We start from the raw sequence: 16,828 nt of genomic DNA on the forward strand, positions 1-16,828 counted from the left end.
CCATCCTTAATTTTTTTAAGGGTGGGTTTTGTTTTTATATAAATTTCTTAAATATATGCTACTTCAATTCATGTTAGCTCTAATACATTTAATATCTTTACCAATCATTTGTTAACCAAATAAAAAGTATGAGTAACTTATTAGAAGCCACTTCAGTTTCTAAAAAATTTGGAGATTTTACTGCTTTAAACAATGTTTCTATTTCTGTTCCAAGAGGTAGTATTTTTGGTCTGTTAGGCCCAAATGGAGCAGGCAAAACCACACTTATTAGAATAATTAACCAAATAACTATGCCAGACACAGGTAGTGTTATGTTAGACGGTGAAATATTAAATCCTATCCATATTAAAGATATTGGATATTTGCCAGAAGAAAGAGGTTTATATAAATCTATGAAAGTTGGAGAGCAAGCATTGTATCTTGCACAACTAAAGGGGCTACATAAAACAGAAGCAAAAAAACGATTAAAATATTGGTTTGACCGTCTTGAAATAGGTGACTGGTGGAATAAGAAAATCCAAGAACTATCTAAAGGAATGGCACAAAAAATACAGTTTGTTGTAACCGTATTACATGAACCAAAGCTTTTAATTTTTGATGAACCTTTTTCAGGGTTCGATCCAATAAATGCCAACTTAATTAAAGATGAAATATTACGTTTAAAAAATAATGGAGCAACTGTGATTTTTTCGACTCACAGAATGGAATCTGTCGAAGAGCTTTGTGATCATATTGCATTGTTACACAAATCTAACAAAATCCTTGATGGCAATCTTCAGGATATTAAAAGGCAATATAAAACGAATACTTACGAAGTTGGAATTAAGGCTAAAGATAAAAGAGAACTTACCGAAATTATTGCAGAAAAGTTTCAAGTATCTCTTACCGATTTTAAATCATTGAACAACGAATTAAAACTTAATGTTAAGCTTACAGAGAAAGATACTCCAAACGATTTGCTGAAATTTTTATCTACAAAAGGTGAGGTATCTCATTTTGTAGAACTTATACCTACAGCAAATGATATTTTTATCCAAACCGTTAAGAATAATTAATCATGAATCATCTTTCACTTATAATAAAACGAGAGTATTTAACTAAAGTTAAGAATAAAGCATTCTTAATTATGACTGTTTTGAGTCCTCTCATCTTCATTGCTCTTATTGCTGTTGTAGCATATTTATCTCAATTAAATAATGATAAAGAAAGAACTATCTCTGTTTTAGACGAATCGGGATTAGTTATGGATGTATTTAAAAACACGGAAAACATGACCTATCATGTTTTGCAAAACATGTCATTGAATGATGCGAAAGCTTTAGTAAAGGAGAATAGTAATTATGGATTGCTGTACATATCAAGAGTAAATGACTTGGATTCAACCTCTAATAATGTTAAATTTTATTCAGAAGATTCACCTTCATTAACTATTATTACTGAATTAGAATCTAAAATTGAAAAAAAACTTACCGATATTAAACTTCAACACAAAGGTGTTGACCTCAAGAAAATAGAAGAGTCTAAAACTAATATTAGTATAGAACAGGAGAGTTTTAGTGGTGAAAAAACCTCAAAAGCAGGAAGCATCATGAAAATTGCTTTTGGAGGTATTGCAGGTTATTTGTTGTTTATGTTTATTATTATATATGGTAACATGATTATGCGTAGTGTTATAGAAGAAAAGACAAGCAGAATTGTAGAAGTAATCATTTCGTCTGTAAAGCCAATTCAGTTGATGTTAGGTAAGATTATTGGGACCTCTTTAGCAGGAATTACACAATTTATTATTTGGATCATTTTAGGAGGTGTTTTAATGGTTATTGTATCGGCAATTTTTGGCATAGATATGACTCAATCTCCTCAACAAGAAATGATACAACAAGCTATGATTAATGAAGGAGCTCAAGCCGAAATCCAATTATTATTCACGGAGTTTGTTAATATGCCAATTTCAAATTTAATAATAGCATTTATACTCTTTTTTATTGGTGGCTATTTAATGTACAGCTCGCTATATGCTGCAATAGGAGCTGCAGTAGATAACGAAACAGATACTCAACAATTCCTTTTACCAATTTTAATGCCGTTAATTTTAGCAGTTTACATTGGCATTTTTACAGTTATAGAAGATCCACATGGTACAGTTTCAACTGTATTTTCGTTTATTCCTTTAACCTCGCCAGTGGTTATGCTAATGCGAATACCTTTTGGTGTCCCTTTATGGCAGCAATTGGTATCATTATTGCTTTTATTTGGTACATTTATGTTCACCGTTTGGTTTGCAGCAAAAGTATATCGTGTAGGTATTTTAATGTATGGCAAAAAGCCAAGTTATAAAGAACTCATAAAATGGATAAAGTATTAAAATGCAACAAGAAGAATTAAAAAAAATAGAAGAAACAATAGTTGAAAGTTCGTTTTGGGAGAAAACAAAGGAAATACTCAATACTCATTACGATTTTTCTAGTGACATAAGCATTTCGGTTAAAGAAGTATTAATCGCGATTACAGTTATTTTTATTACCTCTTTAATTTTAAGGTTTATTTACAAGTTGATAACCAGAAGATTACCAGAAGATGACAAAACTAAATTCAATGTCGTTTATAGCTATTTTAAATGGTTTGTTTATTTAGTCATTCTACTTATTACACTAGATGCGGTTGGTGTTAATGTAACAGCAATATTTGCTGCCTCTGCAGCTTTACTTATAGGTATTGGTTTAGCATTGCAAACACTATTTCAGGATATCATTTCAGGAGTATTTATTTTAGTTGACCAAACAGTTCATGTAGGAGATATTATAGAAATTGAAGGAAAAATTGGTAGAGTAGAAGAAATTAAATTAAGAACAACCAGAGCAGTTACTATTGATAACAAAGTGTTAGTTATTCCAAATCATTTGTATTTAACAAATAGTTTATACAATTGGACACAAAATGGTACGACTACAAGAGAAAGTGTTGAGGTTGGTGTAGCTTATGGAAGTGATGTAGAGCTGGTAAAAACCTTATTATTGAAAGTTGCTTCAGATAATAAGAAGGTACTTAAAGAACCTGCACCTACTGTACTTTTTACTGCGTTTGCTGACAGTTCACTAAATTTTAAACTAGTTGTAACATTAGACGATAGCTTTCAGGCGCATATGCCAAAAAGCGAGTTAAGATTTGCAATTGATAAAGTTTTCAGGGAAAACAACATTAGTATTCCATTCCCACAAAGAGATATTCACATTATAGAACAAAAGAAATCCTAAAAAATGGCAAAAATATTGGTTATAGAAGATGAGGCTGCAATACGACGAGTATTAGTAAAAATACTTTCAGAAGAAAGTGATAAATATGAAGTTGATGAAGCAGAAGATGGTCTTATAGGAGTTGACAAAATTAAAAAAGATGATTTTGATTTGGTATTGTGTGATATCAAAATGCCAAAAATGGATGGTGTAGAAGTTTTAGAAGCTGTTAAAAAATTAAAACCAGAAATACCAATTGTAATGATCTCTGGCCATGGCGATTTGGATACTGCTGTAAACACCATGCGGCTTGGAGCGTTTGATTACATCTCAAAACCACCAGATTTAAATAGATTATTAAATACCGTTAGAAATGCTTTAGATAAAAAAGAACTTGTAGTTGAAAATACTTTACTTAAAAGAAAAGTAAGTAAGAACTATGAAATGATCGGTGAAAGCGAAGCTATTTCTAAAATAAAAAATATCATTGAGAAAGTAGCACATACTGATGCTAGAGTTTTGGTGACAGGTCCAAATGGAACGGGAAAAGAACTCGTTGCACATTGGTTGCACCAAAAGAGTGAAAGAGCCAAAGGTCCTATGATAGAAGTCAACTGTGCCGCAATTCCAAGCGAATTGATAGAAAGTGAATTATTTGGCCATGTTAAGGGAGCTTTTACAAGTGCCAATAAAGATAGAGCTGGTAAGTTTGAAGCTGCTAATGGAGGAACTATCTTTTTGGATGAAATAGGAGATATGAGTTTGTCTGCACAGGCAAAAGTTTTGAGAGCTTTACAGGAAAATAAAATTCAACGTGTTGGTAGCGATAAAGATATAAAAGTTAATGTAAGAGTTATAGCTGCTACCAATAAGAACCTTAAGAAGGAAATAGAAGATGGAAAATTCAGAGAAGATCTTTATCACAGACTTGCCGTAATTTTAATTGAAGTTCCTGCTCTAAATGAAAGACGAGATGACATTCCACTTTTAGTCAACTATTTTTGTAACAAAATAGCTTCAGAGCAAGGAACAACTGTAAAAACTTTTACTGAAAAAGCCATAAAATTATTACAAGAGTATGATTGGACAGGAAATATCAGGGAATTAAGAAATGTGGTAGAACGCTTGATTATTTTAGGAGGTAAGGAGGTTAACGAAGAAGATGTAAAACTCTTTGCCAGTAAATAGCTAAATGCCAAATTCAATACTAATTCCGGTTTGAATATCCGGATTATTATTCAAGGTTAAATCTTGTTGTAGATATAATGTAGTTGTAATCTTTCTTGTAAAAGAATACATCAACGTCCAATAATTATTGTTCCTAAATAAATGTGAAACTCCAGTAAACCAAGACTTTTCGGTGACACCATTCCGAATAGGTATGATATAATCATATTCATTTTTCTTGTTTAAGCTAGTTTGCATATAAAAATCTGCACCAAATGAATGTGTTGTTTTTCCTTTTGAAATAAAACTATATTCTATTATAGTTTCCAAATTTCCAATAAAATTGTTGTTGCCAAAATCAAGATTATTATCTTTTAAGTCAATTAATCCTTTACGAAGAACTCCTAAATTTACGCCTAAATTAAATGAACTTAAATTATTTATACGATAATTTTTGATTGCATTTACGGACAAACCAAAATCTATTGAAGTATTATATTGAGAAAGATTAATGCCCATGTGAGTACCAAAATTAATCTGAAATATATTGCTTTGACCAATAAAGTTTTCAGGATAAAAGTAGTAGCTGGTTTCTATGCCACCGAAAACAAAATCTCCTTTTTTTAGTTCTAAAGTATTTTCGTTTCTATCTTTATAAATAATACCAGCATTGTTCAAACCAAATAATTTTCGACCAAAAGGATCATCACCTCCTGCAATCTTTTCATGAAACCATTCTATAAATTCATCTCCAGTGAGAGCAGTAAATGGCAGTTTTCCATTAGATAGAATATATGTTCTAATTCCAATATTGAGTTCCTGATTTTTTGCTAGTGGTAAAGTAGTCTTTATTCTAAATCCTTTTATAACACCATCAAACTGTAGTTCATAGGTTTTTGCATCAAGGGATTCTTCATTAAAAGCAAATTCTCTTTTATGCCATGGAATACCTTTTGCTTTGTCTCTGTCCTCTTGGTTATTAGGAATATATACATCTATAGGTGCTGCCCAAACATTACCACTCTCTATTCCAATCATTAGTGCTAGGTTTTTTGAAGCACTAGTTTTAAAATTTCCTTGGAGTCTGGAAAAGAAAATTCCAAAAGGGTGAGTAGATAGGATACTAGGTTTTATTATTCCATTCTTTTGAAATACAAATGTTGTGTCGGAAACTTGAGAAAATGTTATGTTATAATTGATAAAAAAAATTAAGGTTAGTAAAAATTTGGTCTTCATTTACCCGTAATTACATAAAATTTTTGGATGTTAAGATAACAAAAAAGCTCACATTAATATTAATGAGAATTTTAACTTTAGTTTTTAACACTAATTATCTGCTGTTACTTTATTTTCAGTCGTAGCTTCTAATTCAGTACACAACTCAAATTCGTTTATCGCTTCTTTGGCCAGATCTCTAGCCCTTTTTACATAAAATCTACCGTCTTCATTAGTTACGGAACTTTCAACATTACTTAATAATTCTACTATGTCATAGCTATAATTATATGCTTTTTCGCATCCACAAGATTTTAATTTAGCTTTTGTTCTTATAAATGCTTCCAATGATCGGTTAGACCAATATTTTAAATGATCTAAATTGTTTGATGCATATGCAGTCTTTACATGAGAATATGCATAAACCACATCCGAATTGGCATCAGAGCAGTTTGTTTGACTATGAGATTGTAAATAAAAGGAAATAAGTAAGAAAAATAATGGCTTTATTTTCATAGTATTTGAGGTTTTATAACATTAAGTAGGTGTTCGAAAATAACAAAAAAAATGAAATAGACATATTTTTAATAGAGTTTATTGTTTTAGTATATTTATAACTTATTCTATTAAACACTATAAATGAGGCCAATTACACCCGATAATTTTATTGTCAAGAAGCAAATTTCATTAGCAAATCAAAAAACAACATACAATTTGGATGTTGATGAAAAAACAGTAAAAAAAGAACTAAAAACAGTAAGACAAAAGTTAGGGAAGATACAGGATACTATATATGCTCACGACAAATATTCTGTTTTAATATGTTTGCAGGGTATGGATACTTCTGGAAAGGATAGTCTCATTAGAGAAGTATTTAAAGATTTTAATGCTAGAGGAGTAGAGGTTCATAGTTTTAAGGTTCCCACAGATTTAGAATTAGGGCATGACTATCTTTGGAGACACTATATTGCTCTTCCAGCTAGAGGAAAATTTGGAGTTTTTAACAGAACACATTACGAAAATGTATTGGTAACTAGAGTTCATCCCGGCTATATATTAGGTGAAAATATTCCGAGTATTAATTCTTTGGAAGATATAAACGAAGATTTTTGGAATTCTCGCTTTCAACAAATTAATAACTTCGAAAAACATATTGATGAAAATGGAACTATTATTTTTAAATTTTTCTTGAACCTTTCAAAAAGTGAACAAAAGAATAGATTGTTAAGACGACTTAATAAACAGGAAAAAAATTGGAAGTTTTCGGCTGACGATTTGAAAGAGCGTAAACTTTGGGATAAATATCAAGACTGTTATGAAGATGCTATTAACAGAACTTCAAAACCACATGCACCTTGGTATATCATTCCAGCTGATGATAAAGCAACAGCACGTTACATAGTTGCAAAAATTCTTTTTGATACATTAAGTACATATGAAGATATAAAAGAACCAGAACTTGATGAAGAAACCAAAGCCAATATTCATTTATATAAAGAGCAATTAAATTCTGAAGAATAGACTCTGCGAAGCAATTTTATGATTTCTTTAAATGAATCTTAACTTAATAAACCTATTTTTAAACCTCAAAAAAAATCAATGAAATTAGTAAAATACCTATTACTTGTATTAGTATCCATTCAAGTAAATTCTCAATCCGATGCTGAAGTTTTAGAAAAAATTTATAAAGCGTCTTTGACTTATGGGAAAAGCTATGAATGGCTAGATTATTTGTCTAATCAAATTGGAAGTAGATTGTCAGGCTCGTTGGGAGCGGAAAAGGCTGTGGAATGGGGAAAAGCAGAATTGGATTCTTTAGGTTTGGATAAAGTTTGGTTACAACCAGTAATGGTTCCAAAATGGATAAGAGGAGCAAAAGAATATGCTTTTATTGAAACTAAATCAGGAAGAACAACAACAGTAAATATTTGTGCTTTAGGAGGTTCGGTTGCAACACCTGCATTAGGAATCAAAGCAAATATAGTCGAGGTACATGATTTTGAAGAATTAGCAGATTTGGGCGAAGATAATATTAAGGGCAAGATTGTTTTTTACAACAGACCAATGCAACCTGATATAATAAACACTTTTGAAGCTTATGGTGGCTGTGTAAATCAAAGATACAAAGGCGCAATAGAAGCATCAAAATATGGTGCTGTTGGTGTTATTGTTCGCTCCATGAATTTACGTTTAGACGATTTGCCACATACAGGAAGTATGACGTATGAGAATTTATCAGTTTCAAAAAGAATTCCTTCTGCAGCTATAAGTACTAATGATGCAGAAATGTTAAGTAGTATGTTGGCATTGGATAAAAATATTAAGTTCTATTTTAAGCAATCTTGTAAGCAATTGGCAGATGTACAATCTTACAACGTTATCGGCGAAATAAGAGGAAGTGAATTCCCTAATGAATATATTATAGTTGGTGGTCATTTAGATTCTTGGGATTTAGGAGATGGTTCACACGACGATGGTGCAGGCATAGTACAATCTATGGAAGTTTTAAGGTTAATGAAAGAATTAAATATAAACCCAAAAAGAAGTATTAGAGTAGTGATGTTTATGAACGAAGAAAACGGATTACGAGGCGCCACTAAATATGCCGAAGTAGCTAAAAGTAAAAATGAAAATCATGTCTTTGCCCTGGAAAGTGATGCAGGAGGCTTTACTCCGCGAGGCTTTAGTTTTGAATGTAGTGATGCTGTTTATAACAAAGTTCTGGCATGGAAACCTTTATTTGAACCCTATTTAATTCATCATTTTGTTAAAGGCGGAAGTGGAGCTGATGTAGGGCCTTTAAAATCTGACACCACTGTTTTGGCTGGATTGAGACCAGACACACAACGATACTTTGATCATCATCATGCAAGTAATGACACATTTGATGCTATTAACAAGCGTGAGTTAGAATTAGGAGCAGCTTCGATGACTTCTTTGATCTATCTATTTGATAAGTATGGAACCTCGTCAATATCAAATCAAGAACAAATAAAAAATTAATACCATGAATAAAGTCACACTTTTTCTTTCAATTTTAATATCTATAAATATGTACTCTCAAGCAAATTCAGAAGAACTACCATATTATCAAATTCCAGATAATCCAGAATCGTATACAGCAGGAGCAGTAGCTGCAAGAATGATTGATGGGCTTGGTTTTAGATATTATTGGACAACAGAAAATTTGAGAGATGAAGACCTAGCATACAGGCCTAATGATGATGCGCGTACTACTGCCGAAACAATAGATCATATTTATGGTCTGTCTAAAGTTATTGTAAATTCTACATTACAAAAGCCTAATATAAGAACTGATGAACCAGAAATGACATTTGCTGAAAAGCGAAAAAAAACATTGGAAAATATTAAAACAGCCGCAGATATTTTAAGGCAAAATAATGACCTATCTGAATATAAAATAGTTTTTCAAAGAGATGACCAAAGTTCTGAATATCCTTTCTGGAATAACATTAACGGTCCAATAGCTGATGCGCTTTGGCATTGCGGTCAAGTGGTGTTACTTCGTAGGTCTTCAGGTAACCCATTCAATTCTAAAGTAAGTGTATTTCAAGGTAAATTGAGAGAATAATGGGTAAAGGCTATTTACATCAAATTCATCCTGTTCTTCCAGTTATAGATGTTGTTGAAGCACTTAAATTTTATGTCAATAAATTGGATTTTAAAATAGCATTTGCAGACGATTCTAAAAATCCAAAGTATGCTGGCATTAGACTTGACGACATCGAAATTCATTTACAATGGCATGATGTTTCAGAATGGGAAACAGCTATAGATAGACCAATGCTACGCATAGTAACCCAAAATATAGAAGACCTGTTTAAGGAGTATAACACACAAGATGTTTTTCATGATCATACCAGTTTAAAAGATACAGATTGGGGAACTCGTGAATTTGCTTTTTACGATTTATATAAAAACGGATTAACGTTTTATCAAGATTTGTAATTACAATTTTATTCTTGTTCTAAAGGATGGTTAAGAAAGACCCGCACAATCTGATAGTTACTGCCTACTTTTCGTGTTACCAATAAGTTTTGGTTATTAGGAGACCAATTAGGCAATATATCTTCAGTAGTATTGAAAGTGATTCGTTTTTTACCAATACCATCATTTCTCATGGTGTATATTTCTGATATTTCATCTTTAATTACAGCAGCATAAGCAACATTTCTACCGTCAAAAGACCAGATAGGATGGAAGCTATGATCTTTAAAATAAGACAATCTTGACCTTTCTAGTGTTATGTAGTTATACAAGTAAATAACATCCGTTTCTCGCTCATTATTTTTGTTAGACGAATATAAAATATTATCGCCTCTTGGTGAATAATGTGGATACCTATTTACAAATGCATCATCGACTATTTTTCTTGGTTTTCTGCCTTTACTATGTGCTATATAAATATCAAAATCTTCAGAAGTATCCTCAAGATTAAAAATATACTCAACACCATTTGGTGCAAATTGTGCATGTGTTTTATTCCCATGAAGTGATAAAAGTATGACCGATGTTTTTCTGGTTTCTAAATCGTACATATAAATTTCACTTTGTCCTGTTCTATCAGATTCAAATAACACAATGTCTTTATAAGGATGCCACGTAGGTCTTCTGTCGTTTGAGTTGGTTTTAATTAATCTTTTTTGTCTATCGCCACCAATATTCATGGTATAAATTTGCCAGTGTCCATCACGATTGGATTCAAAGATTATTTTTGTTCCATCTTTGTTATAACTCGCATAACGATTGTCTCCTTCTTGTGTAAGCTGCGTTTCTTTATAACCAGAATTTTGAGAATAACTAGAATAAATGAATATTAGGAAAGTGCTTAAAGAACAGATGATTTTAAAACAATTCATTTTCAAAATTAACTATTTTATTTCTTTTTATAGAATGCTGAAAAATTTAATCATCTTTTTTGTGTTCGCCTTTATTTTTAAATTTTTTATAATTCATAACGAGTCTAACACCTAATCTTGCGAAAAGGATAATAGCAATTACCATAACAACATCTAAACCATTCATAGTGATGAATTGAGAAGATAAGATACGGAATTTGCACTATATTATTAGAAATAGTAAGACTAACTGCTACAACTTTTATCAGTTAGGAGGCTTAACTATTTAATAATTATGTAGTTATTAATCACAGTATAATTAAGTTACTTGTTATTTGCGTCATGTAATTGTTTGGTATCTACGTATTGTTGAAAACCAATTACCTTTCCATTATTAAGTGTCCAATGATGTGCCACTTGTGCATCTATGGTTGCTCCATTCTTTTTGAGTTTACCATTATATCTTAAAGTTGCAAGCACTTGATTATTGGACATGTCATGCAACTTAACATCAACAACCTCAAAATGTTCATAATCTGCACCTACTCGTGCAAAAACACCATTTAAAACAGCATCAGGACCAATGTAAGGATTACCATCTGCATAGGCATTGCCTTCTGCTTCAATCCATTCAACGTTTTCATCTAAAACGGCAAGAACAGCAGGAATATCTCCTGTATTGAAAGATTTATAGATACCATCTATAATCCCTACATTTTCTGGATTTGAAACAATACCTAGTTGTTGTAAAAAGACCATATTATCCATAAAATCTTGTTCTTGTGCAATTTTGCCATCTTTCATTTTAACAAGGGTTGTGCCTTCTACGTCAATAGACTTTCCTGCTCCAGGCATACCAAAAAAATCACCAGAATGGGTTCCTTTAAATGTCCAATGTTTTACCAGTTTATCACCTTGCCCAAAAATATCTACAATACTAAATTCAACTTCAGAGAATCCAGTTACAAAATTTGAATAGTAATCCTTAAAGGCTTCAATACCTACTATATTTTCTGGGCTAGAAATTAAAGTAATATTTTCGTCAAAGTTTTCACTATTGATGGCATCTAAATTCCCATTGTTAATGATCTCATCCCAAGTTTGAGAGTACATAACAATGTTATCTTGTAATTGTTTCTCCGAAGAATTGCATGCAGTTAGTATTACTAAAAGCGCAATAGATATAAGTTTAATTGTGTTTTTCATGAGTGGTTGTTTTTTAGTTTATAGATTAATTAATTTTGAATTGTTCAATAGATATTCTATGTTTTTTAAAATTATAAAAAGACTTGAGAGTTTTCGTTTATAAATATAGAAAATTAATAAGAATAATATTACACACTACTTATTTTAAATAACTTGCTAAAAGACGATGAAAATGATGTACACCTTTCTCTCTGGTTGGAGAAAACCGACCCGTATCATAATATCTGGATTGAACACCTTTATGAACACTTTCTACTACAAACTCATCTTCTCGTTCTACTTTGTCAAGCAAAGCACCAGCACCTTTATTTAGTTTTGATTCATTATGTACATAGGTTAGAAAAGATACTTTGGTTTTATTAATGCTTATTGGCTTTACAATGTTTATTGATAAACCCCAAGGATAAAAATTAAACATCATATTAGGAAAAATCCAGTAATAATAGGCTCCTATGTTTTTACCATAATCAACATGGTATTCTGGCAATTCAAAAACTTCTTCACCATCTTTTGCATAACCAATTTGGAGGTTGAAGTGCTCATAAATTTCAGTGGTATAATTACCATAATCTAGCACGCTATTTAAATCATCATGTACAAAAGGAATATGAAAGCCTTCTAAATAATTATCACAATATAAAGCCCAATGACAATTAATCAAATAATCTTTGCTTGAACTTTTGTTGAATTTAAACTGATGCAAAGGTAGAAACCCAATTCGCTCAATCATTTTATTTAATACATCATCAAAATCATAAGCAGGATTCAGTGCTACAAAAAGATATGGGCCTAAATTTCTAATCGGAAATTCATGAAGATCGTCACATGGTCGCGGAAAATTTTCGGCCATTTCAAACTCTGGCATAGACTTAAAAGAACCATCCAAGTTAAAACGTCTTCCATGATACATACAGGTCAATTGTTTTACTTTTCCAGGATTGGTTATTAGAATGTTTCCTCTATGTGTGCATACATTACTAAAACAATTAATGTTGTCTTCTTTATCTCTTACAAGTAAAAGCGGCTCAGTTATGTAATTTTCTAGTACTATAAACGGATGAACAGTTTCAGTAAAAGGAATTAAACCATCGTCTCCAATAAATTGCCAGGTTTTTACAAAAACATCTTCTTTAATGGCTTCAAAAACTTTTTCAGATCTATAAAAATTTGCCGGAAGTGTTTCAGCCACTTTTATATCTGCATTTATGTGGAATTTTTTTTTCAAAATTTATTTGATTTTAAAGTGGTTGAAAGCGTTTTACTAAATATATAAAAAAAGCGCAGAAATTTAAGTTTCTGCGCTTTTATTTAAAAAGTCAATTCTATCTGGTTTTTGATGATATCGTCAAAGGTCTCACGTTTTCTTATTAAATGTGCCTTATTGTTGTACCAAAGCACTTCAGCAGGTCTGTATCGAGAATTATAGTTTGATGCCATTGAAAAACAATAAGCTCCAGCATTTTTAAACGCCAAAATGTCTCCTTCACTTATTTCTGTGATTCTTCTATTGTTTGCAAAAGTATCTGTTTCACATATATATCCTACAACAGAGTAAAAGCGTTCCTTTCCTTTTGGATTGGAGATGTTTCTTATCTCATGTTGAGAGCCATAAAGCATAGGTCTTATTAGATGATTAAATCCAGAATCTACTTGTGCAAAAACGGTAGATGTTGTTTGTTTAACAGCATTTACTTGTACCAAAAATTCACCTGCTTCACTCACTAAAAATTTTCCAGGCTCAAATGCAAGAGTGAGTTCTCTGCCATATTCTTTACAAAATTCATTAAATCGTTTTGAAAGCTTTTCGCCAAATTCTTCAACATTGGTTTCTATATCACCTTTTTTATAAGGAACTTTAAAGCCAGAACCAAAATCAATAAATTCTAAATCTTTAAAATTTCTGGCGGTTTCAAACAAAATTTCACTCGCATATAAAAATACTTCAACATCCAAAATATCACTTCCCGTATGCATGTGAATTCCATTTATAGTCATGCCTGTGTTTTTTACAATGCGTAAAATGTGAGGTATTTGATGTATAGAAATTCCAAATTTACTATCTATATGCCCAACTGAAATATTGGTATTGCCGCCAGCCATAACATGAGGATTGATACGGATGCATACTGGAATTTCTGGATGTTTAGCACCAAATTGTTCTAGTATAACTAAATTATCTATATTGATTTGTGTACCTAAAGCAGCAACTTTTTCAATCTCTTCTATAGAGACACCATTAGGCGTATAAATGATTTTATCTGGTGTAAAACCAGCTTCTAAACCTAATTTCACTTCTTGAATTGAAACCGTATCGAGACAAGAGCCTAAAGTGCCTAACAATTTTAAGACAGAAATATTAGATAGCGCCTTGACTGCATAATTTATCTTAATCTTCTTTACCTTATTAAATGCAGATGTTAAGCGTTTATATTGAGAAACAATAGTTTCGGAGTTGTAAACATAAACTGGACTTCCAAAGTCCCTTGCAATTTTTAATAAGGCATTATTATTCATTTTTTGTATAAAATTAAATTGGCTGCTAAACTATAAAGTTTTTTCAAATGTATTGATATTTAAATCCTAAAAATCCGTGTTAAAAATTAAGATATTTATAATGAAATCAATCAGTTGTAAAAAATATTGGTTTAAAGCTTAATGATGTTTACTTTTGTGCATCTTAATTCTTCGAACCTTTAAAGAAGAAAATTAAACTTTTATTTAATAAAAATGAATTTACACGAGTATCAAGGAAAAGAAATCTTAAGTAGTTTTGGTGTAAGGATTCAACGTGGTATTGTTGCCCAAAATGCTAATGAAGCTGTTGCAGCAGCAAAACAATTAACATCAGAAACCGGAACGTCATGGCATGTTATAAAAGCTCAAATCCATGCAGGCGGAAGAGGTAAAGGAGGAGGCGTAAAGCTTGCTAAAAATTTAAATGAGGTTGAAACACTTGCTGGACAAATTATAGGAATGAATTTGATTACACCTCAAACTTCAGCAGAAGGTAAGAAGGTGCATCAAGTATTGGTAGCTGAGGATGTTTATTATCCTGGAGAAAGTGAACCTGAAGAGTATTATATGTCTGTTTTATTAAACCGTGCTAAAGGGCGTAATATGATTATGTATTCTACAGAAGGCGGAATGGATATTGAAAAAGTAGCTGAAGAAACACCACATTTAATTTTTACTGAAGAAATAGATCCTTCAGTAGGAATATTACCTTTTCAAACGAGAAGGATAGCATTTAATTTAGGTTTGTCTGGCATTGCATTTAAAGAGATGACCAAGTTTGTAAATGCTTTATACACTGCTTATGTAAAATCAGATTCTTCGTTGTTTGAAATTAATCCGGTTTTAAAAACCAGCGACAATAAAATTATGGCAGTAGATGCGAAAGTTACTATTGATGACAATGCGCTTTACAGACATAAGGAATATGTGAATTTAAGAGACTTACGTGAAGAAAATCCTATAGAAGTTGAAGCCAAAGAGGTTGGTCTTAATTATGTTGACCTTGACGGTAATGTTGGTTGTATGGTAAATGGTGCAGGTTTAGCTATGGCCACTATGGATCTTATAAAGCAAGCAGGTGGTGAACCAGCAAACTTTTTGGATGTTGGAGGTACAGCCGATGCAGCTCGAGTAGAAGCAGCTTTTAAAATTATTTTGAAAGACCCAAATGTAAAAGCCATTCTTATTAATATTTTTGGAGGTATTGTGCGTTGTGATAGAGTAGCTCAAGGTGTTATAGATGCTTATAAAAATATGGGAAGCATAAATGTCCCTATTATAGTTCGTCTGCAAGGGACAAATGCAGATATAGCAAAAGAGTTAATTGACAATTCAGGATTGGATGTTTTAAGCGCAACAGAATTCCAAGAAGCTGCAGATAAAGTACAATTAGTGCTTTCATAAGGAACTATCAGATTTAAAAATAAAAGATTCTAAATTTTTAGGATCTTTTTTTATGTTTTTAACATAAATAATGTTAAAAAAATAATTATTAGGTTAAAAAATAGTTAAATGATTATAAATAACGTAACAAATAATATTTTTTTGAGTCTATTTGTATATCATTAATCTTAAAAATCGAATAATTATGAAAACATTAAAATCTATGTTACTGATTGCAGTAATTACTTTAGGAAGCTTATTTTCAGCAAACGCAACGGAATCAGCTACAGCTATCGAATCAAAAGCTATAACTAGCGAAATTGGAGAACTATTAAAAAAGCCAAGTTTCACAGTTGAAAATGAAGTACAAGCTTATGTAAGACTTGTTTTAAACGAAAACAACGAAATGGTTGTGTTATTTGTAAACTCTGAAAATGAATTAATAAACAATTACATAAAGAGCAGATTGAATTACAAAAAGGTTTCAAAAAATTTTACAAACAAAGATCAGGAGTATATTGTACCTGTTAGAATAACCCCATCAAAATAAAAAAAGAATCTTCTTTTTTTGAATTAGTCAGAAAAACTCTCAATACGCATTGGGAGTTTTTTATTTTTTTGATTGCTGCTTTTCAGGTTTTGGTCCGCGAAGATGAATAACCAAACCGTTTAAAAAATTACGTAAAATTTGATCACCACATTCCATATATTTTGGATGATCTTCTTTTCTGAAGAAAGCCCCAAGTTCACTTTTTGAAATTCTAAAATCTACCAGTTTTAATATTTCTACAATTTCATCATCACGAAGCTTCAAAGCCACTCGTAGTTTTTTTAAGATGTCGTTATTTGTCATTTTATTTAATTAAATGTTCGTAAGATCTATATGATAATACCCATGAAATTTTGTTATGTTCTAAAGATTCTAAATACTGGTTATTCGTTATTCTACCTTGCTCCTTTACATTGTAAATTTACTATATTCTTTTACACTTTATAACTACATCATTAAGTTACTTGAAATGGTTTTTCTGGCGTTTTGTGATATTTTTGTAAATAAATCCATATTGTCAGTACTGTAATCGTCTATAAAATTTAGAAGAGATGATTTCAACTATATGATTATCAATTTATTAATATTAATATTTTAATGTTAGAATTAAAGGAAATATTGAACAAAAGGCAACTTTTTTCTTAAACTTAACAATCAACCAAAGATGAAGTAAAAAAAAATATCGATAAAATGTAGCTCAT

At 31.1% G+C, this 16,828-nt stretch carries 17 protein-coding genes; 10 read left to right on the forward strand and 7 right to left on the reverse strand.

Features of this window, described 5'->3' with window-relative positions; translation table 11 throughout:
• Window positions 1-128: 128 nt before the first annotated feature.
• Genes AAFP94_RS07905 through AAFP94_RS07920 form a run of 4 tightly spaced genes read left to right on the forward strand, consistent with a single transcriptional unit; the run spans window position 129 to window position 4,421 of the window.
• A complete protein-coding gene (locus AAFP94_RS07905; protein ID WP_316662007.1) occupies window positions 129-1,055 on the forward strand; it encodes an ABC transporter ATP-binding protein in 927 nt (308 codons plus the stop codon).
• Between the two features lie 2 nt (window positions 1,056-1,057).
• Complete coding sequence (locus AAFP94_RS07910; protein WP_316662008.1) at window positions 1,058-2,365, forward strand: ABC transporter permease; 1,308 nt, start codon at window positions 1,058-1,060, stop codon at window positions 2,363-2,365.
• 1 nt (window position 2,366) lies between these two features.
• The gene (locus AAFP94_RS07915) at window positions 2,367-3,254 is read left to right on the forward strand and encodes a mechanosensitive ion channel family protein (protein ID WP_316662010.1); all 888 of its coding nucleotides are present in this window, start codon (window positions 2,367-2,369) and stop codon (window positions 3,252-3,254) included.
• Window positions 3,255-3,257: 3 nt separating this feature from the next.
• A complete protein-coding gene (locus AAFP94_RS07920; protein WP_316662013.1) occupies window positions 3,258-4,421 on the forward strand; it encodes a sigma-54-dependent transcriptional regulator in 1,164 nt (387 codons plus the stop codon).
• Here AAFP94_RS07920 and AAFP94_RS07925 read toward each other — a convergent pair whose 3' ends face one another.
• Window positions 4,422-5,636 (reverse strand): hypothetical protein, encoded by a 1,215-nt coding sequence (locus AAFP94_RS07925; protein ID WP_316662016.1) that lies wholly within the window; start codon window positions 5,634-5,636, stop codon window positions 4,422-4,424.
• Between the two features lie 90 nt (window positions 5,637-5,726).
• A complete protein-coding gene (locus AAFP94_RS07930; RefSeq protein ID WP_316662017.1) occupies window positions 5,727-6,131 on the reverse strand; it encodes a hypothetical protein in 405 nt (134 codons plus the stop codon).
• A gap of 123 nt (window positions 6,132-6,254) precedes the next feature.
• On the opposite strand from AAFP94_RS07930, the gene AAFP94_RS07935 reads away from it, so the two are divergent.
• The 4 genes from AAFP94_RS07935 to AAFP94_RS07950 all read left to right on the forward strand — a co-directional run bounded on the left by AAFP94_RS07935 (window position 6,255) and on the right by AAFP94_RS07950 (window position 9,584).
• The gene (locus AAFP94_RS07935) at window positions 6,255-7,136 is read left to right on the forward strand and encodes a PPK2 family polyphosphate kinase (RefSeq protein WP_316662019.1); all 882 of its coding nucleotides are present in this window, start codon (window positions 6,255-6,257) and stop codon (window positions 7,134-7,136) included.
• Window positions 7,137-7,214: 78 nt separating this feature from the next.
• Window positions 7,215-8,618 carry a M20/M25/M40 family metallo-hydrolase gene (locus AAFP94_RS07940; protein ID WP_316662021.1) on the forward strand — a complete coding sequence of 468 codons (1,404 nt, stop codon included), beginning with the start codon at window positions 7,215-7,217 and terminating at the stop codon, window positions 8,616-8,618.
• A 4-nt stretch (window positions 8,619-8,622) separates the two neighbouring features.
• On the forward strand, window positions 8,623-9,207 hold the full coding sequence (locus tag AAFP94_RS07945; RefSeq protein WP_316662023.1) for a hypothetical protein: 585 nt from the start codon (window positions 8,623-8,625) through the stop codon (window positions 9,205-9,207).
• Window positions 9,207-9,584, forward strand: a complete 378-nt coding sequence (locus tag AAFP94_RS07950) for a VOC family protein (protein ID WP_316662025.1) — start codon at window positions 9,207-9,209, stop codon at window positions 9,582-9,584. The genes AAFP94_RS07945 and AAFP94_RS07950 overlap by 1 nt, the downstream gene beginning before the upstream one ends.
• Window positions 9,585-9,592: 8 nt before the next feature.
• On the opposite strand, the gene AAFP94_RS07955 is transcribed toward AAFP94_RS07950, so the two are convergent.
• The 4 genes from AAFP94_RS07955 to lysA form a co-directional block, all read right to left on the reverse strand.
• Window positions 9,593-10,495, reverse strand: coding sequence for a hypothetical protein (locus tag AAFP94_RS07955; RefSeq protein WP_316662026.1), 903 nt, complete (start codon window positions 10,493-10,495; stop codon window positions 9,593-9,595).
• 303 nt (window positions 10,496-10,798) lie between these two features.
• Window positions 10,799-11,680 carry an ester cyclase gene (locus AAFP94_RS07960; RefSeq protein WP_316662028.1) on the reverse strand — a complete coding sequence of 294 codons (882 nt, stop codon included), beginning with the start codon at window positions 11,678-11,680 and terminating at the stop codon, window positions 10,799-10,801.
• Between the two features lie 139 nt (window positions 11,681-11,819).
• Complete coding sequence (locus AAFP94_RS07965) at window positions 11,820-12,905, reverse strand: SRPBCC family protein (RefSeq protein ID WP_316662030.1); 1,086 nt, start codon at window positions 12,903-12,905, stop codon at window positions 11,820-11,822.
• Window positions 12,906-12,988: 83 nt separating this feature from the next.
• Window positions 12,989-14,194 (reverse strand): diaminopimelate decarboxylase, encoded by a 1,206-nt coding sequence (gene lysA / locus AAFP94_RS07970; RefSeq protein ID WP_316662031.1) that lies wholly within the window; start codon window positions 14,192-14,194, stop codon window positions 12,989-12,991.
• A 213-nt stretch (window positions 14,195-14,407) separates the two neighbouring features.
• On the opposite strand from lysA, the gene sucC reads away from it, so the two are divergent.
• Together sucC and AAFP94_RS07980 are read left to right on the forward strand one after the other, a co-directional pair.
• Window positions 14,408-15,598, forward strand: coding sequence for an ADP-forming succinate--CoA ligase subunit beta (gene sucC, locus AAFP94_RS07975; RefSeq protein WP_316662032.1), 1,191 nt, complete (start codon window positions 14,408-14,410; stop codon window positions 15,596-15,598).
• 184 nt (window positions 15,599-15,782) lie between these two features.
• Complete coding sequence (locus AAFP94_RS07980; RefSeq protein ID WP_316662034.1) at window positions 15,783-16,127, forward strand: hypothetical protein; 345 nt, start codon at window positions 15,783-15,785, stop codon at window positions 16,125-16,127.
• A 60-nt stretch (window positions 16,128-16,187) separates the two neighbouring features.
• On the opposite strand, the gene AAFP94_RS07985 is transcribed toward AAFP94_RS07980, so the two are convergent.
• A complete protein-coding gene (locus AAFP94_RS07985; RefSeq protein ID WP_316662036.1) occupies window positions 16,188-16,430 on the reverse strand; it encodes a DUF1456 family protein in 243 nt (80 codons plus the stop codon).
• Between the last annotated feature and the right edge of the window lie 398 nt (window positions 16,431-16,828).

The sequence above is a fragment of the Gilvirhabdus luticola genome (assembly GCF_040117515.1).
Taxonomy (GTDB): domain Bacteria; phylum Bacteroidota; class Bacteroidia; order Flavobacteriales; family Flavobacteriaceae; genus Gilvirhabdus; species Gilvirhabdus luticola.